We start from the raw sequence: 23,976 nt of genomic DNA, 5'->3' as shown, positions 1-23,976 counted from the left end.
GCAACCCCCGCAACTACCTGGCCTTTCTCGGCCTTGCCGCAGCCATCTGCTGCTACAAGCGACTCCTCAAACTCACCACATAGGACACCGTCTAAAGGGTCGGGCGCGTTTTGCTGGTCAGGGGTGTTTGTTCTGGTCGGGGTGGTGCGGGTGTCGGCTATGGGTGAGGCCCTTCGCCGAGAGCGACAGGACCATCTCGTCGACCCCGGTCAGCCTCCGCTGGCGTTTCTTGACGATCTGCGGCTCGACCGTGCCCGAGGTGTCACGCGGGACCTTGACCTCGACCGGGCCGACGTCGGTGAGAACGGTCTTGGCGCGGCCCCCGTTGCGGGAGTTGCCACTGCCCCGGCCGGCGGCATCGTGCTTCTCGTAGCCGAGGTGATCGGTGATCTCACCTTCCAGGGCAGACTCCAGGACCCGCCTGGTCAGCTGTTGCAGCAGCCCGCCCTGCCCGGTCAGCCGCAGTCCCTCCGACCGGGCCCGTTCCACCCGCATCGCGACCAGTTGCTCATCGGACACGGGCACAGGCTGCCCGGACGGGGCACTCTCGACAGGCTCCACGGTCTCCAACTCCACGGCGGTGTCAGTCACTTGGCGCCTCTCCCATGATCGTCGGATCCGCCGTTAGATTTACACTCCCCGTCGAGCAGCCGCACGTGCTGCGTGAGGCGTTTGATGGCCTGCTCTGTGTCTCCGATGTGGTCGCCCAGCTTCTCTTCGACCTTGTCGATCTTGTCGTCGCACCCGGAGATGTCGCTGCGGATGTCGCGCAGCTCGTGGTCGAGGTCCTCGGTATAGCCGAACTTGCTCTTCAGGCTCTGGTGGTCGCTGTCGCTGCCTCGCGGACACCATCCCGACGGGGGCACTGCCCCATGCCCTGTTCCGGCGAGGCCCAGTTTGCGCCAACGGCGGCACAGCCGGCCTGCCCGGACGGCGTCCGTGTCGCCTCGGCGGGACGTCCGGACGCCTCCGCCGCGCGTGCGGGCCGCGGGTGACCCGAGCCTGCCGCGATGCCGTTCGACGAACGGCCCACCGTCACCGCCCGGTACCGGAACGGCCGTCGCGGCGAGGAACGCGACACATCCCCGCACGATGGCGGCTTTCGGTCAACCTCGTTTCCCTTTCACTGCCGTGATACAAGCCTCACCTAAAGTGGAACCACTGTTCGACGGTGACGTTTCGGGGGCACATCGTGGATCCGGTGACAGACACGGCAACCCAGCGCGTCGCTCCGATGACCGGAGAAGAACGCGGAGCGGCCGAGTGTCCTGGCGGATCCCGCTCCCCCGGCGAGCGAACGTCGCCGCCCTTCGCCGGCTGTCATGCCGAGTTGCCGCTGGGCGTCTGTAACGTGCCATGACGGCACGGCTCTGACCGGACGCCTCCGCGTCCGGTGCGCGCGTGCGTGCCATCACTGTGCCCGGTCCCTCCTCCGGACACGCCCGTCCGCACATCCGACGGTTGCCGGCATCCCTTCCGGCGCGCAGCGGCGTGCGCCCCACCCTTGCGCTCCGGTCGGAAGGCGTGAGAGCCATGAGCGGCTTCCCGGCCGGCCCGAACGCCACACAGCGCGGTAGGCACCAACCGTTCGTCACTCCTCCTCCCCCACTTTCGGCCTCCCTGGAGTAAACGCCAGAATGACAAATGACACCCCCACCGCCGTGCACGACCTTCCCGGGCTCGCGACCGACCTCGTCGAGCTGTCCCGGCATCTGCATGCCCAGATCGCGGAGGTGGCCTCGGCACGGTCGGCCGGTGGGTCGCTGCGGGGACCGACTCCCGACATCGACTATCTGGACGGCCTGCCCGAGATCAACCAGGCCATCCGCGATGCCGTCGACGGTGCCCGGAAGGAGATCCTCACCGCCCAGCCGGACGGACCCCGGCCGAGATCAGTCCTCGCCGATGCCCTGGAGACGGTCCGCGCCCAGCTCGACGCCGGGATCGCCAACCGGACGCTGTACCAGCACAGCGCCCGATTCGACGAGGCCACCAAGGACTACGTGCGCCAGGTGACGGCGTACGGGGCCGAGGTGCGCACCCTTCCCGAGTTCTTCGAGCGGCTGATCATCGTCGACAGCGAGGTGGCGTTCATACCCGGCCGCGGTGACCGGACCCTGGCGCTGGAGGTGCGGGAGGCGTCCGTGGTGCGCTTCCTGGTGGATGTCTTCGAGCGGTCCTGGGACCGCGCCGAATCGACCCCGTTCGTGCCCGCGCGCTCGGTGGACGCCGCTCCTGAGGTGATCCCCTCCATCCACGAGTCCATCCAGAAGCTGCTGGTCGCCGGCCACTCGGACCGGGCGATCGCCCGTCGGCTCGGCATCAGCGAGCGCTCCCTGCAGAACCACGTGGGCCGGATCAAGGCCCGCTACGGCGCAGATAACCGGTTCCAGCTCGGTTATCTGCTGGGACTGGACGCGGGGCTGGACTCGCCGGGCGAGGCATGAGGGGCCGCCTGCCGCGGGCGGCGCCCCGCACGTGGCGCCGCCCGCGGGGGGCGTCTCCCGCGGGCGGCCTCCGCACGGGAGGACCTCCGCCCGTGCGATGCCGCGCGCCCCGCCCCTGAGTCAGGCCGCCTCCCGCCGCGCGTCGGCGAGGAGGACCGCGAACCGACGCCGGGCCGCCAGGACCTGCTCGACCAGGACCCGGCCCGCCCGCTCGGCCGGCTCGGCCACCACCTCCCAGGTGTCCCACCAGGTGCCGCCCGCCCGGCGGGCCTGGCCGCACTCCCGGAAGACCGCCTCGAAGGTCAGCGTCAGGCGGTCCGGTCCGTCGCCGCGCAGCCGGACGTTGAAGTCGGCCTCCGGCACCCGGAGCTTGATCTGGTTGCGGACGAAGGAGGCGGAGACGAGCCCTTCGACGTCCGCGTCCCAGACGGAGGTGGCGAGCCGCGAGGCGAGTCCCTCGACCCGGAAGGTCCGCGCTGTCACCGCTGTCACCGCTGCCTCCCCGCGACCTGGGAGTTGCGCGCCGCTTCCCGCAGCACCGTCAGGTAGAACGTGGGGTATCCCCGCTCGACGTACTTCGCCATGCTGGTCACCTCCGCGTGCCGCTCCCGCAGCCGGTTGATCGCCACCGTCATGGCCGCGTGGTGCTCCACGTGCAGGTTGTTGCCGTTGGTGTACCAGGTGCTCAACCAGCTCCCCTTGATGGAGCGGGTGTTGCGCAGTACGTCGGTGGTCTCCGTGTCGCACAGGATGTGCTCGGGCAGTTCCAGGAAGAAGTGCATGGGGGCGGCCACGAGGAGGGGCAGCAGCCACAGCTCCAGTACCGGGCCGCCGTACCCGGCGACGGCGAGTGCCACCGCCGCGAACACCGGCACCACCGCCCAGCGGTACTCGGCGATGATCTCGCGTCTGCGCCGGTCGGAGATGTCCCCGGCGTCGTACTCCCACGTTCCTCGCCAGCTGCGGTAGACCTCGCGGGCGATGATGCCCAGCCGCCGGTAGTCGAAGGCGCCGCGGCAGAGCATGCCCCACGTCAGCGGGGCGCGCGTGTCGAAGCCGAAGAACTCCGAGTCCTGCGGCGTACCGAGGTACTTGTGGTGCTGCAGGTGCCGGACCCGGTAGTGGGTGTACGACACGAGCAGCGGCAGGCCCAGCAGGACGCCCACGACGCGGTGCGGCTTGGGCGAGGTGAAGGCGCTGTGGTGCAGGCACTGGTGCTGCAGTTCCACCATGTGCGTGTAGACGGTGGCGAGCAGCACGATCCCGGCCGCCGAGAACAGCAGACCGTCCTGCAGGGCGAGGAACGCTCCTGCGCCGGTCAGTACGGCGGCGACGACGAGTTTGGTGATGAAGACGGCTTGGTCACGTCCGGTCACCCGGGCCCGCGAGAAGAGCAGCACCGGTTTCTGGCGGGCTGCGGCGGGCGGGGTCCCGCCGGTGGTGCGCACCGGGTCGGTGTCCTCGGACTGTTCGGCTGCCTTGGGTATCTCTGCTGTTGACATGACGTCCCCCTGTGTATGTGTGTGCCGCTGTCAGCGAAGTGCCTGCATGGCGTCCCAGATCCGGGTGTAGTAGCCGTTGGCCACCCGGACGCGGGTGAGCACGCCGAGGGAGATCTCCCGCAGCAACTCCGGAGAGCGGTCCACGAGCGGCACGAAGACGCCCTCGAACCATTCGGCGCCGTGGTCGGCGTCGACGTGCACATGGATGCGCTGGTAGTCGATGACGTCCTCGGGGACTTCGAGGCGGCGGCAGCCGTCGACCATCGCCTGGAAGCGCGGCGACGCGCTCTGCTCCAGAACACCCATGGCACCGAGGGCGCGGGGGTTGAGGTGGCGGTGGATGCCGTAGGCGAGCAGCAGGGCGGCGTTCTCGTACGCCTCGGGGAAGTGCAGGTTCGAGTAGTCCACGCCGGCCTCGTCGAGGCGGGCGCGCATGTAGCGGGCGGAGTGCTCGAACATGCGCGTGTGCACGTGTTCGATGTTGCCCTCGCCCATCTCGTCCCAGTAGTTCTCGGCGATGGTGAGCTTGGTGTGGCCCTGGGTGCCGATCTGCACGAGCGCCATCAGGTCGTCGAACTTGCTGTCGACGAGCTCTTCGCCCATGAAGAAGAGCGCGATCTCGTTGAGCGAGGCATCTTTCGCGAGGTACTCGCAGAACTCCGGCTGGGTGTGCCGGTCCGCGGTGACGAGGAACCAGTCGCGGAACTCCTTGCCGGTCGCCGGGAGGTCACCCTGGTCGACCTGGCGGTCCTCCCAGGCGAACCAGGAGTCCTCGATGGCCGCGATCGAGCGGTCGTGGTTGAGCCGGGGGATGGACGCGAAGTCCTCCGGGCCCGCCATGTAGGCGACGTAGTGGGCGTGCAGCCGCCTGAGCAGTTTCAGACGGAGGTCGCGATCGTGCGGGCCGGAGGCCGGGAAGGCGAGAGCCAGTTCCTGCTCCAGAACGTCGGCGGAGTTCTGCGAAGTCGTTTCAACGGAAAATGCGGTGATCATTTCAACGGTCCTTTCTCGGTACCTCGCTGGACAACTGAAATCTGCCGTCATCCAGGCGGTCCCAGAAGGGGTTCCGATGGTTCAGGTCACCGCATTGCGGAGAATGGAAGGGTCGTCAGCCAGGCCCGCCGGACGACCCGCGTCCGGTCGCCGCAGGGCTTTCCACTGGGGGAAATGCCGCAGGATCCGAAGCTGATGTGCGGGAATCGGAACCATCCGGCCCCGGCTCCTCCTCGGGAGCCCGCGGCCCCTTCTCGTTAGCGACGAAATAAATGCCGATCGCTGCCAGAGCCATTCCGACCAGGTGGTAGACGTGCAGCTTCTCGTCGAGCAACAGCACGGAAAGGACAGCGCCGCTGACGGGGGTGAAGGCGGTGAATGCCGCCACCACGGTGGCGTCCACCCTGTCCAGGCTGTCGTACATGAGCACGACGGCCACAGCGTTGATGGCCACTCCCGTGTAGACCATCAGTGCCCAGGTCTGCCAGGAGACGTCGGCCAGAGCTGCGACGTCGGTCTCGGCCAGCGCGGGACCGAGGAACATCAGGGCGCCCACCACCGACAGGATCAGCGACAGCCACGTCGGCGGCAGGGGGCGGGAGAGCAGCTTGCCGAAGGTGACGAACACGGCCTCGCACAGGACGGCGCAGACCAGCAACAGGGCGCCCAGTGCCTCGTTCGACCCGCCGCCCGAGCCGCCGGCGCTGAGCGCGTTGATGCCGGCCGCGCCCACGACCGCCAGCGCGATCCCGCAGCCGCGGCGCCGGGAGAGTCTCTCCCGCAGGAAGAGCACGGCCACCAGGCTGATGGAGATGGGGACCATGCCGAGGATGACGCCGGCCTCGATGGCGCCGGTGAACTTCACGCCGTACATGGCGAAGACGCTGAACAGGAAGACCCCGAGCAGCGCCTGCGCGAAGATCACCGCGCTGTCCCGGCGTCCGGGCCGCACGGTGGGGGGTGACTTGATCCACACGACGACCGCGAGCACGGCGGCCGCGCTGACCAGGCGGAAGAACGTGGCCGTGAAGACCGGCACCTCCCGAAGGATCAGCTTGCTCGCCACCAGGTAGGAGCCGAGCAGGACCGTCGCCACCATCATCTTGACGTGAACCACGCGCATCACACTCCTCCTCCCAGAGGGCCGAGCGCGCGCCGGACGATGGCCGCCGTGTGGACGTCCACGGTGTCGATCACGGGCGCGGGGATGTCCTCGGCGCGGATCACGAGCGGCACCTCCGTACAGGCCAGGACAAGTGCCTCGGCCCCCGAGGCGAGCAGGTCGTGCGCGATGCGCAGGAAGCGGTCACGGGTGGCCTGCGAGATGTCGCCGGTGCACAGTTCGCGCTCGATGGAGTCCTGCATGAAGGCGCGGTCGTCCGGCTCGGGCGTTACCACCTTGATGCCCTGGGCGGCGAACTCGTCCCGGTAGAAGGCCTGTTCCATGGAGAAGGCCGAGCCGAGCAGGCCGACCGTGGAGACACGGCGGCGCGAGGTCTCCTCCGCGGTGACACGGCAGATGTTGATCAGGGGCAGCGCGACGCTTTCCTCGACCAGGTCCGCGTACTCGTGCACGGTGTTGCAGCAGATGGCGAAGAAGTCGGCCCCCGATTGCTCCAGGCGCCGGGCGGCCGCCGCGATCTCACCGGCGACCGCATGGCCGTCGCGTGCCGCTATCCATTCCACCATGGGCTGGAAATCAAGGCTTTCCAGAACGATCCGCGGCGAATGCGCCTTTCCCAGTCGCCTGTTGACGGCACGGTTGATGCGGTCGTAGTAGGTAATGGTCGACGGAAAACTCAGACCACCCACCAGACCTATCTTCAGGACCGTGTGCTCAGACATGGTTGCTCCGCCGGGGTTTCCCGTTCCAGCCCACGTCCTTGTTCATGTTCCGTCCCCCTGTTGTCAAAATGGCGCCGACTCACGATTCGGGTGTCGCACCGACTGTGCCGCCCGCCGCGCGCCGAATGAAGTGCCTGCCATGGTTCGGCTCTCCGCAGATTTGGATGTCCGCAGAATCCCGGCCGGGCCGCGGCGCCCGGCACGGACGGCGGGTCGACGGCGTACGGCTCATTCCACGCGGTAGATCTGGCCGGTCTGGTGCCCCTCGACGGAGCGCACGTAGGCCGCTGCCGCCCGGCTCACCGGGACCGGGTCGAAGCCCGGGAAGTAGTCGCCGAAGACGTCCAGGGACTCCTCGAAGACGGTCGGGCTGATGGCGTTGATCCGCTGCCGGGCGGGCAGTTCGATCGCCGCCGCCCGCACGAACGCCTCCACCGCGCCGTTGGCGAGCGAGGCGACCGCACCGGTGAGGATGGGCTCGCGTGCCAGGATGCCGGTGATCAGGGTGTAGGAGCCGCTGTCGGCCACGAACTCCAGGCCCTGGCGGACCAGCTCGATCTGGCTCAGGACCTTGCCCTCCACGCCGGCCCGGACGTCGTCGAGTCCGAGCTCGCCGAGGGGTTTCCACGGGACGGTGCCGGCGGCCGAGGCGACCGCGTCGACCCGTCCGACCTTCTTGTACAGGGCGGCGATGGACGCCGGATCGGTGATGTCGACGCTGATGTCCGCGTTGCTGCGGGAGGCGGTGATCACCTCGTGTCCGCGGTGACGCAGTGCGACATGCACCGCCTGGCCGAGAGTGCCACTTGCTCCGATGAGTACGACCTTCATGCGCCGAGGATGACCGCAGAAGAACAGCCAAGTCCAGCTACCTTTACTACCGAACTTGTTAAGCTGAACTAATGCTTGATGTGAAGCGCATGGTCATGCTCCGTGACCTGGCCCACCACGGAAGGGTCGGCTCGGTCGCCGATCTGCACGGCGTCACCTCGTCCGCCGTTTCGCAGCAACTGCGCACCCTGGAGTCCGAGGCCGGTACCCCTCTGGTGCACCGTGAGGGCCGCACGCTGCGGCTGACCGCCGCCGGGGCGGCGCTCGCGGCGGAGTGCGAGCACGTCCTCGCGGCGCTCGAGCGGGCCGAGGGTGCCGTGCGGGCCCTGGACGACGACCTCAGCGGTGAGCTGAAAATCGGCTGCGCGCCGAGCGCCATCAGCGCGGTCGCCGCGCCGCTCGTGGCGGAGCTCGTCGCGCGCCATCCGCGGTTGCGGCCGATGATCGTCCAGTCCGAGCCGGAGGACGCGGTGCCCCTGCTGAGACAGCAGGGACTCGATCTCGCGGTGTCGTACCGCTACCACCTGCTCGGCACCCCACCGCCGAGCGGCACGATCGCGGTACCGCTCTTCGACGACCCGCTGGTGGTGGCCGTACCGGACAAGCTCGCCGCGTCGGTGCGCGAGGACGGGCTCGGTGTGCTGCGCGACCTGGCATGGATCTCGGCCCCGGAGCCCAGCACCTGCCGCGAGATCCTGGTGCACGCCTGCCGGAACGCCGGCTTCACGCCCCGGATCGAGCACAGCTGCGTCGATCTGCGCTCGGCCCTGTCGATCGTGGCGACCGGACACGCCGTGACGGTCCTGCCGAACCTGCTGTGCGACAGCCCGCCCCCGGGAACGGCCGTGCTGCCGCTGCCGGGCCGCGGCCGGGTCATCGAGGCACTGGTGCGCGCCGGGTCGGAACGTCAGCCGGCCCTGGCAGCGGCCCTGGCGGTGCTGACGGGCGGCCCGGCGGGCGAGCGCTGATCACAGCTTCACGGGATTCACCGCGACCGATTTGCGCTGGTCAACCCGCTCATGGCGTGAATGAGCAGGTTGGGCGCACGGATACCCTTGATCTGTCCGGGCACGGCCCTGACCTGCGCGAAGAGTCATCCGGCCTGCCTACCAGGGCACATCGGGGGCACATCGCCGAGCGCTGCTTCGACTGCGGCCCGGGTCGTGTCCTCGTCTTCCATCCAGAGGTGGGTGTACGTGTCGAGCGTGATGCTCGGCTTTGAGTGCCCCAGGCGCTTCTGGACGGTCTTCACGGACTCGCGGTGCTTGATCAGCAAACTCGCGTAGCAGTGGCGAAGATCATGCAGTGTGGTCCCGACTGGCACCCGTTCGTCACGACCCGCAACCTCCAGCGCGGCGTTCGCCCGCTTCACGATGCCGGACCATGTCCGCGCCCAAGGAGAGCGCTGCACGGGTCTCCCCTCCGCGTTCGGGAAGATCAGTAGCGCTCTGCGCTTCACGGGCTTGCGCGCATCGGTACGGCCCTTCAGGGCATCAGCCAGCCGGCGCAGAACGACCTGGGCGCGTGCCTCGGTGTCCGGAACCTTCTTGGCCTTGCCCGTCGGCCACCGCGACGGAGGGCGTGTGCTGCGGGCGCGGACGATCCGCTCGACCGCCGGCGTCGACAGCCCCCGCTCCGTCATCTCGCAGTCGTCCAGCGCGAACCACTCGGTTTCCCGCGCGAACGCGTGCGTGCCGATCGGCTTGTGACGGCACAGCAGGGGGCGGATGTTGTACGCGTACAACATCCGCCCCCTGCCACGTACGGCTTGCTGGACTCAGCCCTGAACCGGGCCTTGACCCCGGGTCCTGGACACGGAGTCAAGGCCCGGCACCGCGCCCATCACCTGCCTGGCCATGACGGGTTGACCTTCACACCGGTGTGATGGTTGTGCAATCGCGTCATGGACAGGGACTCGATGGACCCCGGCTCGTTTCGGCTCGGCCTGGCACTGGAAGGCACGGGCTGGCACCCTGCCTCGTGGCTGCTGTCGTCGGTGACCGATGCCGAAGAGGTCTTCAGGGGCGGCTACTGGACGCACTGGGGGCGTGCTGCCGCGTCGGGCGGCATCGGCTTCGTCACGCTCGAGGACGGCCTGAGCCTGCAGACCGACCGGTTCGGCACCGCCGACCAGGCCCATGACCGGGTGCGCGGCAGACTCGATCCTGTTGTCACCGCGGCGGTCCTGCTGGCGACGACGGACATCGGCGAAGTGGTGGTCTCGCGCAACGTGACGCACACCGACCCGTTCCACGTCGCCGCCCAGATGGCATCCTTGGCGGCCATCGGGCCGGGCCGGGTGACGTGGCGGCCGCAGGTCTCTGCCGACGCGCGCGATGCCGCGGTGACCGGCGGCCAGGCGACGCCTCAGCTGCAACCCGAGGACGTGTACGTCCCGACGCGCATCGCGCGCCGGCTCCGGGATCTCTTCCGTGATGCCGAGGACTACGTGCGAACAGTGCGCGGGCTGTGGAAGACGTTTCCCGGCAAAAGCCTGAGCTCCGGGGACACGTTCCTGCACCGGGACATGGTCGCCCCGTTGCGACTCACCGGGAAGGAACGGTACCCGGCGGCCGGCCCGCTGACCGTCCCGGCGCTGAGCACTCCGAAGGTCGCAGTGCTCGCGCACCATGCCCTGGAGCCGTACCGGCTCGCTGCCGCCGTCGCGGACCGGGTCTTCGTGACTCCCTCGCCAGAGCATCCGATTCCCGCGCTCCTGACGGCGTTTCGGGAAATCGAGAGGCTGACGCCGGACGCCACCGGCACCGAGGTGTACGCGGACGTCGCGGTGGTCCTGGGCGACACCGACGAGCACGCGAAGGCCAGGCTGGCCCGGCTGAACGAAGCCGCCGGTTTCGTCTGGACACCGGACACGCACGTGTTCGTCGGAACCGCGGACCACCTCGCCCGGGAACTCACCCGCTGGCACGAACAGTTCGGCCTGCGCGGGGTCCGGCTGCGCCCCGCGGTGCTCTCGGACGACGGCGGCAGGATTGTCCGCGAGGTTGTCCGGTGAGGAACTCGCCCCAGGTGCCGCACAGTTGATCAGGCGCTGCCCCGTCGGCCGGGCGCGACCGGGGCGCGATGGTGCTCCACCTCGGCGAGGTACTCGGTCATCGCGTCCCGGTTACGGGTGAGCACCTCGATCCGGTCGGTGAGCTTGTCCCGCTCCGAGGTCAGCAACGCCAGCATCTCCGGGGTCGCGTCCGGGAAGTGGATGGACCTGGGCTTGTCCAGGCACGGCAGGATCTGCTTGATGATCCGGGTCGGCAACCCCGCCGCCAGCAGACCGCGTATCTGCTGCACGCGGTCCGCGTACCGCTCGTCGTAGTCACGGTATCCGTTCATCGACCGATCCGGCACGATCAGGCCCTGCTCCTCGTAATACCGCAGCAGGCGCCGGGACACGCCCGTCACGCGGGACAGTTCACCGATCCGCACCTGCTGGAGACTAGCCGCCCGGCCCGAGCTTGACCATCACATCAATGTGAGGGTTTCACGATCGGTGCATGACGACCACAACAGCCTCTCCGGCACGACGTGATGTCCTGCCCTGGTCCGCGCTGCTGGCACTGGGCACCGCGGTCTTCATCACCAGCCTGACCGAGACCCTCCCGGCGGGCGTCCTCCCGCAGATGTCCTCCTCTCTCGGCGTCAGCTCCGGTGCGGCGGGTCAGACCGTCACCGTGTACGCCACCGGTACGGCCCTCACCGCCATACCGCTGGCCGCTGCCACGGCGGGAGTCCGGCGCAAGCCGTTGCTGCTGGCCGCCATGACCGGCTTCCTGGTCGCGAACACGCTCACCGCTGCCGCGTCCGGCTACGCGGTCCTGCTCGTCTCACGGTTCCTCGCCGGCGTCGCCGCCGGACTCGCGTGGGCCGTCCTCGCCGGATACGCGCGGCGCATCGCGCCTGCCGGCCAGGAAGGGCGTGCCATCGCGATCACGATGACCGGGATCCCCCTGGCGCTGTCGCTGGGTGTTCCCGCCGGGACGCTGACCGGGCAGCAGATCGGGTGGCGGGTGTCCTTCGCCGCCATCTCGGTGACCACTCTCGCCGTCCTCGGATGGATCACGTCCAGCGTTCCCGCCATCAGCCGTCCGGCCACAACAGCCGAAGAGCCGAAGCCGACCACCCGGCAAACGCTCCGGGTCCCCGGGGTCACCGCCGTCATGGTCGTTGTCGTGACCTTCGTCCTCGGCCACACCGTCATCTACGCCTACATCGCGCCGTACCTGCGGCATGCGGGCCTCGGCACCGCGGTGGACGCGACCCTGCTGGTCTTCGGCATCGCATGCCTGGTCAGCATCTGGTACACCAGCCGCCACATCGACAGTCGTCCTCGCGGGCTCGCGCTGACCGCGGCAGCACTGTTCACCATCGCCACGGCCGCCTTCGCCGCCACCACGGCACAGGCCGTCGTCTGGGTCGCGGCCGCCGCGTGGGGTCTTGGATGGGGCGCCGCACCCACGCTCCTTCAGACCGCGGCAGCTCACGCAGGGATACGACGCGGTCCAGCCATCGCCGACACCGCGCAAGCCATCCTTGTGACCTTGTGGAACGCGGCCATGGCACTGGGCGGCATCATCGGCGGCCTGCTCCTGCAGCAGGTCAGCATCACCGCCGACGCCGTCACCGCGGCAGGGCTCGGACTCCTCAGCCTGGCCGTGATCGCATTCACGCGACAGCACGCCTTCGCACCGGCGGACCAGGACGCACCGTGACACGCGCGGACGCACCACTGCCGGTCGGGGGGCGTCGTGTCGACGATCACCTCTTCGGGCCGGGCCACACCCACGGTGCGGCCCGGCCAGGTCGGGTGGGCCAGGTCTGGAGGAGCTTGCGGGCGGACCCGCTGTCTCCGCACCGTGCCGCCGACCCACTGGATGCCGGTGGGAGGCCACACCCCTCTCTGCCAGGGTGTGACCTCCCCGTTCGGTCTTTTCGCTCTGCGTCGCCGGGGCATGCGTGCCGGGTATGTGGTCCGAGGCGTTTCGTCAGCTCACGGCGATCGTCATACCGGACCGGGATGCCTCGTGGTCCGTGTTGACGCCTGCCGCCACCTGGCAGGAACCGGTGGCCTCCAGGACGTCACCGTCGGAGACCGTGGTGGCGTCCAGAGCCGCGAAGTCGATGACGCGCCGCTGCCGGCGCACGGTCGCAAAGGGCCGGAGCGTGCGCTGCGCGGCCCGGGTCTGGACCACTTGGCCGGTGGTGAGGTTGGTGACCGTGATGACGAGCCCGTCCTCGCCGGCGAAGCCCGGGGGCCGCGATCGCTGGCCGGACGGCGTGGCGGATCTGCCGGGACAACAGCTGGTGGATCGTGCGTGTTCGGGAAGAAGCGCAACAGGATCAAGAAGCCCGGTCCGCCGGTGCACGACGACCTGATCCGCCGTGACTTTACAGCGGACGGCCCGAACCGCCGGTGACTCGCCGACATCACCGAACACGCCGAACACGCCACCGGTGCAGGAAAGTTGTATCTCTGCGCGATCAAGGACGTCTTCAATAGGAAGACGTCAGCTACTCCATCGGCGCGCGGATGAAGTCCCGCCTCGCCGTGACCGCCCTGAACGACGCCGTCGCCCGGCGTGAGAACGCTGCCGACTGCATTCTTCACACCGATCGCGGGTCTCGGCTCCGGTCACGGAAATTCGTTCGGACGCTCGGCGGCCACAGGATGACCGGAGCGTGCGTTGCAGGCTGACGGCTCGTTCCTGGGACGAGGTGCGACGAGGGCCCGACCGGAGGATGTCCGGTGGGGCCCTTCGTCGTCTCGCCGGGCGGGACGGGCAGGTCGGCGGAGGGGCTCGCGGGGGGGGCGGAAAGGCCCCCGGCACGGGAGCGGATGGCCGGCGCTACGCCTCGTTGGCGATGTACTTCTCGTACTGGGTCGCGGTGAGCAGCCCGTCCAGTTCCTTGACGTCGGACATCTCAATCTTGATGATCCAGGTGTCGTGGGGATCGGTGTTGAGGGTTTCCGGCTCCTCGTTGAGCAGGGCGTTGAACTCGACGAGCTTGCCGGTGGCCGGCAGGAACAGTTCGGATACCGCCTTGACCGACTCCACAGTGCCGAAAGCGTCCTCGGCCTCGACCAGGTCGCCCACCTTCCGCATCACCTCCACGAAGACGATGTCGCCGAGTTGCTTCTGCGCAAAATCCGTCAGACCGATAGAGGCCGTCTTGCCGTCGACCCGGAGCCACTCGTGCTCCTTGGTGTACTTGTACTGAGTGGGATACATGCCCGTCTCCTTGGCTGTCGCTGAGGGCACAGCCTCCCCCGCTCCCTCGGCTCCGGGCGGGACGCTAACTCGAACGAGGGCGACGCGATCCGGCCGATTGACCCAGCTCCGGACCGCTGTTGAGCAGGGCATGGCCACTTACGTGCCGATGTGTCCTGTGAGGGCAAGGACACCCGACGCCTCCCCGACCGGGGCGTCCTTCACGGGGTCTGCCCTCCGTGCTGCCGGGCGTGACGGACGCAATCGCAGCAAGGCGGGCACGCCCACCGCACGCGCCCGTTGCGATGCCGGGGAAGTGCGTGCGCTGGTCGGGCAGGGTCATCTGCTTGGGCGAGGCCAGGCCGACCAGTTCACGGGGGCGGCCGGGGAACGCCCGTGAGGACGTGGCCGGTGCGCCCGCATTGTGGCACCAGGCCCGGTAGACGGCGTAGAGCGCGGCCTGTTCGGCGCGCAGGCCGGGGCCGAGGGTGCAGCATTCCTCGGCGTCCGTGCTCGCGGCTGGGAGTGGGCTGGCTTTTCACCCGCACCTCCTGCGGGTGCCACGCCGTGCGCGGCCGGGTCGGATGGGGGCCGCTTACCGGTCCGTCGACGGGCAACAGGACCGCAACCGGGGTCTTGTAGCGCTTCAGTACCTGAGGCTGTCCCTGCGCGGCCGGCGCAACGAGATCACCGAGGTCTTTCTGTGCCGAACCCAGGGGATGTGCGGGCTGTCTCCCCTCGTAGCGTGAAGACCGTGGCTGCAGGGGAAGTCGGGAGTCATGGCGGAGAAGCGACGGAAGTTCGAGCCGGAATTCCGCGGCTGCGTTCTCCCGAGTCACACGGAACCACCTGCACCCGTAAGCGCCGTACGCCCAGCACTCACACAACAAAGTGAAGCGCTTGATTCGGGGGAAGCGGCGCACGGATTCGTCGACCCCGGTCAGTCTCCGCTGCCGTTTCTTGACAATCTGTGGCTCGACCGTGCCCGAGGTGTCACACGGAACCTTGACCTCGACCGGCCCGACGTCGGTGAGAACGGTCTTGGCTCGGCCCCCGTTGCGGGAGTTGCCACTGCCCCGGCCGGGGCATCGTGCTTCTCGTAGCCGAGGTGATCGGTGATCTCACCTTCCAGGGCAGACTCCAAGACCTGCTTGGTCAGCTGCTGCGGCGACCCACCCTCAGATCTCCCATGCACAGCAGAGACTCGGCGTGCAGAGCACCAAAGGCAGCCGCCCAGCCAGGCGCGGCACCCGAGCATGCCTCGGCGCGCAACCTGGCGCACCATGCGGAGGCCCGGGCGGGGTACCCGGTGTGCAGAAGGGTGCGCGCCGCCCGAAACCGGCGTCCGAACGCAGTCTGTTTTGGTGTGGTGGTCCGTAGAAGCCGTTCGGCGGCCCGGCAGGCGGAATGCCGGTCACGGTGTGCCGCGGGAGCAATAAATTCAACGGTGCGGGCGCGTGCCGTCAGCCGCTGTGCGCCCCCAGGGCGGCCGGACTCACTCGCTCCACACGTCGCCGGTGCGGCCTCTTCCCTCTGTGCGGTGCCAGCCATGGGGCACTGAACCCGACTCTGGTATAGCCAGGCTTAAGCGGTTGGCCGGCGTGCCGGATCTTGTCGGGCACCACGGGAATCACCTTCTCGGCGAAGATCACCGACAATTCTTCGCCGTCTGCTTGCGGAGGTGCTGGGCGTCGCCGGCAGTCCTCTCCCCCAGGCGTTGCCGTTGCCGGCGGTGCTACGGGCCTTCTGTCCGTGGACGCCTGCCAGTCGCGGGGTGCTCAGTTCCTCGTGGCGCCCGCACCGGGCCAGTTCGCCCTGTTCCTACGAGACCAGTTCGCCATCACAACAGCAGCAGGCGCCCCACTGTCCGATGAGCAGCTGTCCCCCATACTGGCCGGCCTGCGGCAGCGTTACGAGCCGGCCACCACTGCCGCCGCATCGGTCTGGTTGCCGATACCCCCGGCCGCCGAAGGGACGGCTCCCTCCGAGGCAAGCGACCGGAAGCCGCTCCCCCACGTGAACGCCTCCGACAGTCGGTCGTCTCTATCGCGGCGCCCAGCGTCGTCCTCGACCTGCGTCACGAAATGCCGCGTGGACTTTCGGACCCCGGTGTAACGGCGCCGCCCGGCCAGGGCCCGAGCGGCTGGGGGCGCCTGCCGGAAAGATCAGGCGCTGCCGTTTCGGGCAGCCGGGGACGGCGCGCCGGCGGATGGGGCGGGGCTTGACCCGGCGGTGGCTCCGACGGGGTTTCGCCAAGCCTGGATGAGCTGGCCCAGGCGGCGGGCGGGTGTCTCGTTCGGGAGGAACAGCACGAGCACGAGCAGGACGAGCGCGCCCGCTGCGAGTCCTGCGACCATCCAGCTGGGTACTCCTACGCCCACGATGGCCGTCCCGAAGGTGGCCGCCGCCCCGAGCAGGCCGCCGATGCGGGCCGTCCGGCTCACCATCGTGGTTCCTGGCGGACGGAGCGGCGCAGGGTCAGGGACAGGCGGGGGGTGCTGAGCAGCACCCGGAAGGTGAAACGGGTACGGGTGCGGCGGGTGGGCAGGACGGCCAGTTCCGCCTGCCATTCCTGTCGCCACCGGGCTCGCTGTGTGCCGGGCAGCAGCATCGTGAGCAGGGCCAGCAGGCGTGTGGTGACGGCGTACGCCGTGGGTGTCGGTTGGAGCACGGCCGCGGAGAGGTCGTGCAGTTCACGGCTGACCTCGGCCAGGCCTGCCGCGCGGGCCAGGGGGGCGAAGACTTTGATGGTCTCGCGGGCTTTGCCGTGCTGCTTGCCGGGTGCGACGAACTCGATGGTGCGCATGTTGTGGAGCCGATCGGCGAGACGGATGGCCAGCACCGCCTCTTCGTGCGGCGACCGCGAGGCCGGCCGCGCGGCGCCAGGGTGGAGACCGCTCGGAGGGATCGCACGGAGCTTGACCGTGCGCACGTCCGACACCAACTGGGCGACGTCCGGGCCGAAGTACTCGGCCACGCGGCCCGGCGGGCAGGATGTGTCCTCGACGTCGTGCAGCAGGGCAGCGCAGACCACCGTCGGCGGCATGCCGACGTCGGCGACGATGGCGGCGACAGCGAGGCAGTGAGTCAGGTACGGGTCACCGCTGTAGCGGGTTTGTCCCGCGTGCCAGCGGGCGGCCTCGCCATGGGCGAACTCGATGAGCCCGACGTCGGCGTCGGGATGGTGCGCACGCACGACTCCCAGCAGACCTTCGAGGGACGGGCCGTTGACGTGGCGCCTACCCGGCCGGGTGGCTAACCGGCGCCGTGCCTTCATGACACTCCCCCCTCACCGGCCGGATGCGTGACCGCCCAGCCAGGCAGCGGCTGCTTGCGTGCGCGGTAGGCGCGCGCGAGGGTCAGGCGAGCCTGTTCGGCACCGTCCTTGGTGATCAGGTAAAAGCGGCGGCGCGGCCGGCCGGCTTCCTCGTGGACGGCCGGGTCCTCCCAGGTACTGTCCACCCAGCCGGCCTGTTCCAGCCGGGCCAGGATCGGATAGATCGTGCCCGACGGCAGTCCCGCCAGCTCGCACAGCTCAAGGCCGTACCGCTGCTTGGCGGGATCCTCCAGCAAAGCCCGCAGCACCAGTTGGGTCTGCAGGGTCATACGCGGACTACCCATACTCGTACTCTACATAGCCTATATACGAGATGTATAGGGGACGTGCCGCTCGGCCGCGCCCGACCATGTGCGGCCGGTCGACGGCGTCGACCGGCCCGGCTCGGGTGCGCTGCACGCGCCGGACCGCGGAGAGGCACCGCAGGACGTGCGGCGTGCGTGGCGGCGGCCGAGCGTTTCGAAGCCGGCGGTGGTGCGCTGATGGGAGGCGGCGTGGACGTCGATGAGGTCGCGGACCTTGGTGCCGGTCACGTCGTCGAGGGCCGGCACCGGTCCGTGCTCGGTCTGCACGGGCGGACCCCGGAATGCCTCTTTGAGGACGTCCACCTCGCATTCCTCCTCGCATTCCTCCCCGGATTGCGGGTCGGTTGCGACAAGACGACGGAGAGGGCGCCCGTCTCGATCCGGCGGACGCTCCAGCCGCGGGTGGCGAGGCCGTCGCTGACCACGGCGACGATCTCGGCGGTCGAGGCGGGATTCTCGGTGGCTACGTCGAGGTCCTGGCTGAGGCGGTCGACCAGACCGTGGGCCTGGACCGCATAACCGCCTGTGATCACCAAGGGCTACGGGCTACCGATCGCGACACCAAAACCCGCCGCGGCAAACTCAGCGCCGAACAGCACAACGCACTACGGGAACTCGGCATCGAATGGGCGTGAGCGGCCGTGGTCTGGCAGGATCCGCGGGTGTCCGCTTCCCTGTACGAATCGCATGTGACGGTCCGCTGTGCCGACCCCGACGAGTGGGTGCGGCTGCAGCGGTGGGCGGCCTCGGGTGGTCTGAAGCTGACACATATCGTGCTGGCGCGCGGCCGGATGCGCGATCAGCCCATGCTCACACTGTCCGGTTCCTCGTCGTACGTTGAGCAGGCCAAGCGAGTGCGGGACGTCGTGGCGGAGCTTTGTGCGGACGGCTTCGATCCGGTACGGGTGAAGACCGAGTCCACGCCGTGGGCCGCGGAGGTACCGGCTCGGCTCGGCGGGGACGACGAACGGTACTTCGAGCACCATGTGAAGCTGCTGCTCGATGCGGACACGGACCTGGCCGCGCTCGCTGCCCGGGTGGTGCCGCACTGCGCCCATCTGTCGTGGAACGCCTTGCGGGTGCGGGCCGGCGCACGGCACGAGCGGTTTGTGACGCAGCGGTGCCGCGAGGTGGGCGCCGACGGCGCGGGGCGGGCGCTGGAGCGGTTGCTGACGGAGCTGGGCGGGTTCGTGGTGCTGGGCGTGGAGCGGGAGTTCGTGCTCTATGACAGTGACCTGTCCGTGGACGACGGTTGGATCGAGGAGCCTGTGGGGGTACGGACATGAGTGGAACGGCGTGGGACGGGTTCGGCTGGCGGAGCACCGAGCTGCCCCGGGAACCGCTGGACGAGGCCACCCGCATGGCCGAGGACCTGCCGAAGACGCTGCAGTGGGTGCCGGGGGACGACGTGGTGCAGCGTCCCGTCTTCGACCCGTCGCTGAAGCACCACCAGAACGCCTACCGCGCGAGTGACCCGCGGTTCGGAGATCCGGCGCGCGGCGAGACGTGGCGGGCGGCCCGGCGCCGGGCCCTGCACCTGGTGCTGGACGCGATCGCCGCGTCGCAGTGGGCGGACGCACTGGTGCTGCGGGGCAGCGTGCTGATGTCGGTGTGGTTCCCCGACGCCGCCCGCGAGCCCGGCGACCTGGACTTCGTCGTCGTCCCCGACACCTGGCGGATCGACGACGACCGTACGGACCGGATGCTGCGCGGGATCGCCGCGGCGGCTCAGACTCTGGCCGACGCGCGCGGAGGCGAGGTGGGAATCTCGGCGCGGGGCGCGGTGGTCGAGGACATCTGGACCTACGACCGGGTACCGGGCTGCCGCATGGTGCTGCCGTGGGTCTCGCCCGGGCTGCCGGGCGGCCATGTCCAGCTCGACTTCGTATTCAACGAGCAGTTGCCCGAAGCGCCCGAGCCTGCAGAGCTGCCGGGCGGCAACGTCGTGCAGGCGGCCACGCCGGAACTGTCCCTGGCCTGGAAGTTGATGTGGCTGATCAACGACATGCACGCGCAGGGCAAGGATCTGTACGACGCCGTGCTGCTGGCCGAGCGCCATCCGCTCCGCTACGAGCTGCTGCACGAGGTGTTCCGGCTGTCGGGCGAGTGGCCGTATCCGTACCGCGAGAAGATCCTGCTCGAGGACGTGGCGGAGGCAGTCGGGTACGTGGAGTGGAACCACTTCGTCACCGAGTACCCGCAGTTCAGGGAAGCCGAGCGAGAGTACGCGGCCCGGCTGGTGCGGGCCGTGACGAAGACGTTCAAGGGAGCCGTCGGCTGATCCGGGCCCGGTGAAAGCTCTGAGGTCCCGGGAGCAGCACTGACAGACTCGGGTGCGTGGGGCTTTCGAGCGGCTGGTGGATAGTCGCCTGCTCTGCCGGACACGCTCTCCGACCTGTCAGTCCGGCCGACCGGCTGCTGCGGCCCAAAGTCCGCACGTGGCACCCGTCCTCCCGCGGGACGGACCTGATCGATCGGGAACTCGACGGCTACCTCGCACCCGTACCGGGATACGCCCGGCCCGTCTGGGAACGCTGGCCCGCCGGCTGTCCCTGGCGCCTGGGCCGGCCTCGGCACCCGCCAGCATGGAGCCTGGCTCGGTCTCGTCCGGGAGCGGGGCTGCCGGCTCAGGCACCAGGACCGGCCGGCCGGCCGGCTGGACACGCGTACGAGCTGGACGCCCTCGTGGACTGTCTGCGCGGCAACTTCGGTTACACCGCCCCCGCAGCCCTGCTCTGGCGGGACGCCGCGACCGCGCGCGAGCACCTGTCCCGCGTCCTGGCGCCGGAGGGCGAGCAGTACGACCTGGTCGCTCTGGTGCTCGAAGTCCTGACCGAGGGCGGGACGCACGTGACCTTCACGTGAGTTGGTCGCGCTGCCGCGGTATTGACTCAATGCCGCTGTCGCTCCGTCGGGCTACTACGCGCCAGATACAGGAGCCGAGCCGTGTGAAGGGGCCGACGGAGGGATCAGTCAGCGGCGGACAGCCTGTGCCACCAGTGACCGCACCCGTTCGAGCAGTTGCGTTCGCGGCGTCGTCCGTCGGCGATCGCGAGCACCGCAACCACAGTCGGAACGCCTTCCGGCGTTCGTCGCGCGGAGTGAGAGAAGCGATCTTCCCCCGTTGATCGTCGATCCGACCGCGTGTGATCAGCACTGCCGGTGTGCGCGTGGGCGCAGTCCGGCACGGCGGATGCTCTCCGGTCCGTCCTCGGCGACGGCGCGTGCCTGGACACAGTGGTGGCGCAGAAACAGCAGCGCCTCTCACTCCAGCGAGATCCCAGCGCCCTGACGGGAGCTCGCGCTACTGGCCGAACTCTTCGCCAGTTGAGGCCACCAGGGCACATACAGGGCTTCAGTCCCTGTCCTCGCAAGGACGACGAGGACAGGGACTGACGGCTGGCGCGGCTGGCCGGCCGTCAATCCTCCGGTCGTGTCTTCAGCGCCCCTCGCGGTCGAGGGCGGTGACCTCGCGTACGGCCTCGGCGACGGCCAAGAAGTCCTTCTTCAGGATCGCATCGTGGTTGCTCGCGACCTTCGCGCTGATGCGGATGTTCGGGTTGCGGGCGGTCACCGCATCGAGGCTGGCGCGGATCCGTTCCTGCTCATCGCCCTTGCTTCCGAGGGACGTTCCTGAAGCGACCACGTACCGCGCCGGGACGGTGATGCTGTCCAGGACGGGGCCCAGCTCGCGCTCGCGGGCGAGCCTGCCGAGTTCGATGTTGGTGTTCGCCATCTGTTCGGCATTCATCCGCGGGGTCAGGCCCGTCGGGCGCAGCAGCGGCATGAACCAGCCCATCCGCCGGAACAGTTTCCGGATCCGCTGCTCCATGGCCTCATCCAGCCAGTCGTGCGGTTGCGCGCCCTCGACCAGGACCGCGCCCACGGTACGGTCCGGATTCCGGCCGGCCCAGTGCGCGGCGACGAAGGCTCCGTAGGACCAGCCCGCCACCAGTGCCCGGTCCACGCTCCTGGCCGCGAGAACCGCATCGATATCCCGGACGGCGGCCTCGAAGGAGTAGTCCGCCGAGCGCTTCGATTTGCCGCGGGCCCGCTCGTCGTAGGTGATGTGGCGCCATCCCGTCCCCAGTTCGGCGATGACCCGCCGCCAGTATCCCTGGGTGGCGAACTGACCGTTGAGGTAAACCACGGGGATACCGGGACCGCCGGTGTCGGTGACGGCCAGGGCCGTGTCGTCGACCGGAACCATGCCGGTCCACTGCGCATCGGTCGGGGAAGTGGTGTTCATCGTCTTGGCCATGATGGAAGTTCCTTCTTCTCAGAGGCTGCGGGCGGTGATGTCGCCGTGGGCGGTGGTCGCGTGGATGGTCAGGCCCGGGGCGCCGCCGTCGGTGTTCTTGAGTGCGTTGCTGATGCGGCCGCGGGGGGTGTCGGCGTCCAGGGAGGCGCAGACTCCGCCTGCGGCGCCGACCGAGATGTCGCCCTGCTGGGTGCGCAGGGCGACCGTGCCGCGCACGGCCTCGGCGATCCGGATGTTGCCCCGCTGGGTGCTGATCTGCGCAGGGCCGCTCAGGCGGACGACCGAGACGTCGCCGTCGAGGGCGGTGAGGCGGGCGCTTGCGGCCTCGTCGATCTCGACCGAGCGGTAGCCGCCCACGAAGACGATGTCGCCGAGCCGGCCCCCGGCCCGGAACTGGGCGCTGGCCGCCTTCGCTGCGACGCGGGAGCCGGCCGGCAGATGAACGGTGACCTCGATGGACCCGGAGTTGCCGAGTATCCGGTTGTCGGCGGCCGGAGTCTCGATCCGCAGAACGCCGTCGGCGTAGGTGACCTCGGTCTGCTCCGCCGTTTTCACGTCGCGGCTCTTCGAGTCGTTGGCGGGCAGGACCTCGACGGTGGTGTCGGTCCGGTCGGCGGCGACGAACCGGATGCGTCCCGCAGGGATGTCGAGGACGGCGGAGACCGGGGCGGGGGTGTCGAACTTCTGCATCGTGCGCTCCAACTCCTGTGGCTCTTGGGGGCGTCGGCCGCGACGGGTTCGTCCGGCGAACGACAGGAACGTTAGGACCATTGCCTCAACCTTGGCAAGTAGTTGCCAACAATAATTGCCAAACGTGCGAGATGTTCAATCCTGGAACGGCAATAGATTGCCTCGATGTGGGCAAATGAGTTAGGCTCGCGCGTGACGCACCCCTCCGGACGTCGGAAGACGTCACCGCTGACCAGGAGTTCGGACATGCTCGAGCAGCCAGTCTTCGGCCGCCGGCTCAGGCAACTGAGGACCGAGCGCGGCTTGACGCTCACCGCGCTCGCGGGCGAGGGCATGTCCGCGGGATACCTGTCCCGGCTGGAGTCCGGTGCGCGTCAGCCCACCGAGCGGGCCGTCGCACATCTGGCCGCACAGCTGGGCATCAGCCCCGCCGAACTCACCGAATCCACGGCAACCTCGCTGGCGCGGAGCCTGACGCTGGTCACCGGACTGGGCCGGGACGAAACCGGCGAGACACTCAGCGAAGCGCTGAAGGCCTCGGGTGGCGAGGATCCGCTGCTGCGCTGGCAGGCACTCTGGCAAGTCGCCGACTGGCGTCGGCGGCGGCATGAGTACGCCGAACAGCGGGCGGGCCTCGACGAACTGGCCGCGCTCAGCGCGCAGATCGGGCTGCCCGAGCTGCAGGCCAGGGCGCTGGCCGAGCTGGCCCGGTGTATGCGCGCCACCGGTGAGATCGCCGGCGCCGTCGACACCGCGACGCGCGCCCACGAGCTGGCGAAGAACGAGCGACTGCCGGCCCGCGTGCAGATCTCAACGCTGCTTGCCCTGGTGTCGGCGCTGGGCGAGGCCGGACGGTACCCCGACGCCGCCGGCTATACCGACGAGCTGCTCACCCTGACGGAAGGGGGCTCGGGACCGCGATGGGCGGAGGCCCTGTGGACCGCTGCCAACGTCCGCACCCGTCAAGGCGATCTCACTGCCGCGACCGAGCTGATGGAGGAGGCTGCCCGCGGCTTCGACGGCCGGGACGATCTGACGGTGTGGATGGGCCTGCGCCTCAATTTGGCCCGGCTCGATCTCATGGTCGATCCGCCGAGGACGGAGGCCGCCCAGCAGCGCGCCGAAGAAGTCCGGGCAGCCTTGCCGTTCGCAGGCACACCGACTGTTGAGCAGCAGTTGCTGGCGGTGCGCGCCCGTGTCGCCGTCGTCACCGGTCACTTGGACGAGGCGCGCTCGCTGCTGGACCAGCTGGTCGGCTTCGACGACCTGCTGTCGTACCAGGATCGGATCAGGCTCGACGTGCTGCGCAACCGCGTACTGCTCCTGGAGGGCGAGCAGGCTCCGGCGCTCGCCGGGCTGCGGGAGCTCGCCGAGCAGGCGCAGCAGAGCGGCAACATGGACCTGGCCGCGGAGATCTGGCGACTCGTCGCCGAATCCCTGGCGAAGTAGGCGCGCTGCAAGCTCCACCCGAGTCCAAACGGCCGCTGCCGCCCGCTGCGCTCCGGCGGCGGGCGGCGGGCGGCGGGTGGACTGCCCACCGCCGG

At 69.3% G+C, this 23,976-nt stretch carries 24 protein-coding genes and 4 pseudogenes; 8 read left to right on the top strand and 20 right to left on the bottom strand.

From position 1 onward, the window contains the following. Positions 1 to 162: 162 nt before the first annotated feature. Positions 163 to 495 (bottom strand): annotated as a pseudogene (locus ACFYW8_RS34665) (transposase); the annotation flags it as partial. Positions 496 to 587: 92 nt separating this feature from the next. Beyond that, positions 588 to 866 (bottom strand): hypothetical protein, encoded by a 279-nt coding sequence (locus tag ACFYW8_RS34660; protein WP_389087357.1) that lies wholly within the window; start codon positions 864 to 866, stop codon positions 588 to 590. 771 nt (positions 867 to 1,637) lie between these two features. Here ACFYW8_RS34660 and ACFYW8_RS34655 point away from each other — a divergent pair. After that, the gene (locus ACFYW8_RS34655) at positions 1,638 to 2,447 is read left to right on the top strand and encodes a LuxR C-terminal-related transcriptional regulator (RefSeq protein ID WP_389087351.1); all 810 of its coding nucleotides are present in this window, start codon (positions 1,638 to 1,640) and stop codon (positions 2,445 to 2,447) included. 120 nt (positions 2,448 to 2,567) lie between these two features. Here the strand turns inward: ACFYW8_RS34655 and ACFYW8_RS34650 are convergent, their stop codons facing one another. From ACFYW8_RS34650 to ACFYW8_RS34625, 6 genes are all read right to left on the bottom strand, one after another. Continuing rightward, a complete protein-coding gene (locus ACFYW8_RS34650; RefSeq protein ID WP_389087346.1) occupies positions 2,568 to 2,939 on the bottom strand; it encodes a hypothetical protein in 372 nt (123 codons plus the stop codon). After that, complete coding sequence (locus ACFYW8_RS34645) at positions 2,936 to 3,949, bottom strand: fatty acid desaturase family protein (RefSeq protein WP_389087340.1); 1,014 nt, start codon at positions 3,947 to 3,949, stop codon at positions 2,936 to 2,938. The genes ACFYW8_RS34650 and ACFYW8_RS34645 overlap by 4 nt, the downstream gene beginning before the upstream one ends. 30 nt (positions 3,950 to 3,979) lie before the next feature. Continuing rightward, positions 3,980 to 4,942 carry an iron-containing redox enzyme family protein gene (locus ACFYW8_RS34640; RefSeq protein WP_389087335.1) on the bottom strand — a complete coding sequence of 321 codons (963 nt, stop codon included), beginning with the start codon at positions 4,940 to 4,942 and terminating at the stop codon, positions 3,980 to 3,982. Positions 4,943 to 5,057: 115 nt separating this feature from the next. Continuing rightward, on the bottom strand, positions 5,058 to 6,065 hold the full coding sequence (locus ACFYW8_RS34635) for a DMT family transporter (protein ID WP_389087330.1): 1,008 nt from the start codon (positions 6,063 to 6,065) through the stop codon (positions 5,058 to 5,060). Next, complete coding sequence (locus ACFYW8_RS34630) at positions 6,065 to 6,787, bottom strand: aspartate/glutamate racemase family protein (RefSeq protein WP_389087324.1); 723 nt, start codon at positions 6,785 to 6,787, stop codon at positions 6,065 to 6,067. The genes ACFYW8_RS34635 and ACFYW8_RS34630 overlap by 1 nt, the downstream gene beginning before the upstream one ends. Before the next feature lie 228 nt (positions 6,788 to 7,015). Beyond that, on the bottom strand, positions 7,016 to 7,618 hold the full coding sequence (locus ACFYW8_RS34625) for a short chain dehydrogenase (protein WP_365880119.1): 603 nt from the start codon (positions 7,616 to 7,618) through the stop codon (positions 7,016 to 7,018). Positions 7,619 to 7,689: 71 nt separating this feature from the next. Here ACFYW8_RS34625 and ACFYW8_RS34620 point away from each other — a divergent pair, with 71 nt between their 5' ends. Next, positions 7,690 to 8,586, top strand: coding sequence for a LysR family transcriptional regulator (locus ACFYW8_RS34620; RefSeq protein ID WP_365880117.1), 897 nt, complete (start codon positions 7,690 to 7,692; stop codon positions 8,584 to 8,586). A gap of 125 nt (positions 8,587 to 8,711) precedes the next feature. On the opposite strand, the gene ACFYW8_RS34615 is transcribed toward ACFYW8_RS34620, so the two are convergent. Next, positions 8,712 to 9,365 (bottom strand): tyrosine-type recombinase/integrase, encoded by a 654-nt coding sequence (locus ACFYW8_RS34615; RefSeq protein WP_389087313.1) that lies wholly within the window; start codon positions 9,363 to 9,365, stop codon positions 8,712 to 8,714. Positions 9,366 to 9,521: 156 nt separating this feature from the next. Between ACFYW8_RS34615 and ACFYW8_RS34610 the strand changes: the two genes are divergently transcribed. Continuing rightward, positions 9,522 to 10,634 carry an LLM class flavin-dependent oxidoreductase gene (locus tag ACFYW8_RS34610; RefSeq protein WP_389087307.1) on the top strand — a complete coding sequence of 371 codons (1,113 nt, stop codon included), beginning with the start codon at positions 9,522 to 9,524 and terminating at the stop codon, positions 10,632 to 10,634. Positions 10,635 to 10,663: 29 nt separating this feature from the next. Here the strand turns inward: ACFYW8_RS34610 and ACFYW8_RS34605 are convergent, their stop codons facing one another. Then, positions 10,664 to 11,059 (bottom strand): MerR family transcriptional regulator, encoded by a 396-nt coding sequence (locus ACFYW8_RS34605; protein ID WP_389087301.1) that lies wholly within the window; start codon positions 11,057 to 11,059, stop codon positions 10,664 to 10,666. Positions 11,060 to 11,127: 68 nt separating this feature from the next. Between ACFYW8_RS34605 and ACFYW8_RS34600 the strand changes: the two genes are divergently transcribed. Then, positions 11,128 to 12,342: an MFS transporter gene (locus tag ACFYW8_RS34600; RefSeq protein WP_389087297.1), complete on the top strand. Its 1,215-nt coding sequence runs from the start codon at positions 11,128 to 11,130 to the stop codon at positions 12,340 to 12,342. A gap of 273 nt (positions 12,343 to 12,615) precedes the next feature. On the opposite strand, the gene ACFYW8_RS34595 is transcribed toward ACFYW8_RS34600, so the two are convergent. The 7 genes and pseudogenes from ACFYW8_RS34595 to ACFYW8_RS34565 all read right to left on the bottom strand — a co-directional run. Then, positions 12,616 to 12,822 (bottom strand): hypothetical protein, encoded by a 207-nt coding sequence (locus ACFYW8_RS34595; RefSeq protein WP_389087292.1) that lies wholly within the window; start codon positions 12,820 to 12,822, stop codon positions 12,616 to 12,618. Positions 12,823 to 13,476: 654 nt separating this feature from the next. Continuing rightward, entirely contained in the window at positions 13,477 to 13,860 is a 384-nt protein-coding gene (gene gcvH / locus ACFYW8_RS34590; protein ID WP_365880145.1) for a glycine cleavage system protein GcvH, read from the bottom strand. 899 nt (positions 13,861 to 14,759) lie between these two features. After that, positions 14,760 to 15,013, bottom strand: a pseudogene (locus tag ACFYW8_RS34585) (transposase); the annotation flags it as partial. A gap of 991 nt (positions 15,014 to 16,004) precedes the next feature. After that, positions 16,005 to 16,286 (bottom strand): hypothetical protein, encoded by a 282-nt coding sequence (locus ACFYW8_RS34580; protein WP_389087285.1) that lies wholly within the window; start codon positions 16,284 to 16,286, stop codon positions 16,005 to 16,007. Beyond that, positions 16,280 to 17,035 carry an HD domain-containing protein gene (locus ACFYW8_RS34575; protein ID WP_389087282.1) on the bottom strand — a complete coding sequence of 252 codons (756 nt, stop codon included), beginning with the start codon at positions 17,033 to 17,035 and terminating at the stop codon, positions 16,280 to 16,282. Before ACFYW8_RS34575 ends, ACFYW8_RS34580 begins: the two co-directional genes overlap by 7 nt. Positions 17,036 to 17,112: 77 nt before the next feature. Beyond that, positions 17,113 to 17,460 (bottom strand): PadR family transcriptional regulator, encoded by a 348-nt coding sequence (locus ACFYW8_RS34570; RefSeq protein ID WP_389087277.1) that lies wholly within the window; start codon positions 17,458 to 17,460, stop codon positions 17,113 to 17,115. Positions 17,461 to 17,610: 150 nt separating this feature from the next. Then, positions 17,611 to 18,080 (bottom strand): annotated as a pseudogene (locus ACFYW8_RS34565) (hypothetical protein); the annotation flags it as partial. Between the two features lie 63 nt (positions 18,081 to 18,143). Here ACFYW8_RS34565 and ACFYW8_RS34560 point away from each other — a divergent pair. The 3 genes and pseudogenes from ACFYW8_RS34560 to ACFYW8_RS34550 form a co-directional block, all read left to right on the top strand. Beyond that, positions 18,144 to 18,767 carry a hypothetical protein gene (locus ACFYW8_RS34560; protein WP_389087274.1) on the top strand — a complete coding sequence of 208 codons (624 nt, stop codon included), beginning with the start codon at positions 18,144 to 18,146 and terminating at the stop codon, positions 18,765 to 18,767. Then, on the top strand, positions 18,764 to 19,762 hold the full coding sequence (locus ACFYW8_RS34555; protein ID WP_389087270.1) for a nucleotidyl transferase AbiEii/AbiGii toxin family protein: 999 nt from the start codon (positions 18,764 to 18,766) through the stop codon (positions 19,760 to 19,762). The genes ACFYW8_RS34560 and ACFYW8_RS34555 overlap by 4 nt, the downstream gene beginning before the upstream one ends. 128 nt (positions 19,763 to 19,890) lie before the next feature. After that, positions 19,891 to 20,346: pseudogene (locus tag ACFYW8_RS34550) on the top strand (hypothetical protein); the annotation flags it as partial. Between the two features lie 104 nt (positions 20,347 to 20,450). Here the strand turns inward: ACFYW8_RS34550 and ACFYW8_RS34545 are convergent. The 3 genes from ACFYW8_RS34545 to ACFYW8_RS34535 all read right to left on the bottom strand — a co-directional run bounded on the left by ACFYW8_RS34545 (position 20,451) and on the right by ACFYW8_RS34535 (position 22,432). Next, positions 20,451 to 20,828: a DUF5958 family protein gene (locus ACFYW8_RS34545; protein WP_389087265.1), complete on the bottom strand. Its 378-nt coding sequence runs from the start codon at positions 20,826 to 20,828 to the stop codon at positions 20,451 to 20,453. Positions 20,829 to 20,920: 92 nt separating this feature from the next. Next, the gene (locus tag ACFYW8_RS34540) at positions 20,921 to 21,742 is read right to left on the bottom strand and encodes an alpha/beta fold hydrolase (RefSeq protein WP_389087261.1); all 822 of its coding nucleotides are present in this window, start codon (positions 21,740 to 21,742) and stop codon (positions 20,921 to 20,923) included. Between the two features lie 18 nt (positions 21,743 to 21,760). Further along, positions 21,761 to 22,432: a DUF4097 family beta strand repeat-containing protein gene (locus ACFYW8_RS34535; protein WP_389087255.1), complete on the bottom strand. Its 672-nt coding sequence runs from the start codon at positions 22,430 to 22,432 to the stop codon at positions 21,761 to 21,763. 246 nt (positions 22,433 to 22,678) lie between these two features. On the opposite strand from ACFYW8_RS34535, the gene ACFYW8_RS34530 reads away from it, so the two are divergent. Beyond that, a complete protein-coding gene (locus ACFYW8_RS34530) occupies positions 22,679 to 23,881 on the top strand; it encodes a helix-turn-helix domain-containing protein (protein WP_389087252.1) in 1,203 nt (400 codons plus the stop codon). The last annotated feature ends 95 nt before the right edge of the window (positions 23,882 to 23,976 follow it).

The organism is Streptomyces sp. NPDC002742, assembly GCF_042888885.1.
Lineage (GTDB): Bacteria > Actinomycetota > Actinomycetes > Streptomycetales > Streptomycetaceae > Streptomyces.
This window is presented reverse-complemented; position numbering and strand designations above follow the sequence as displayed.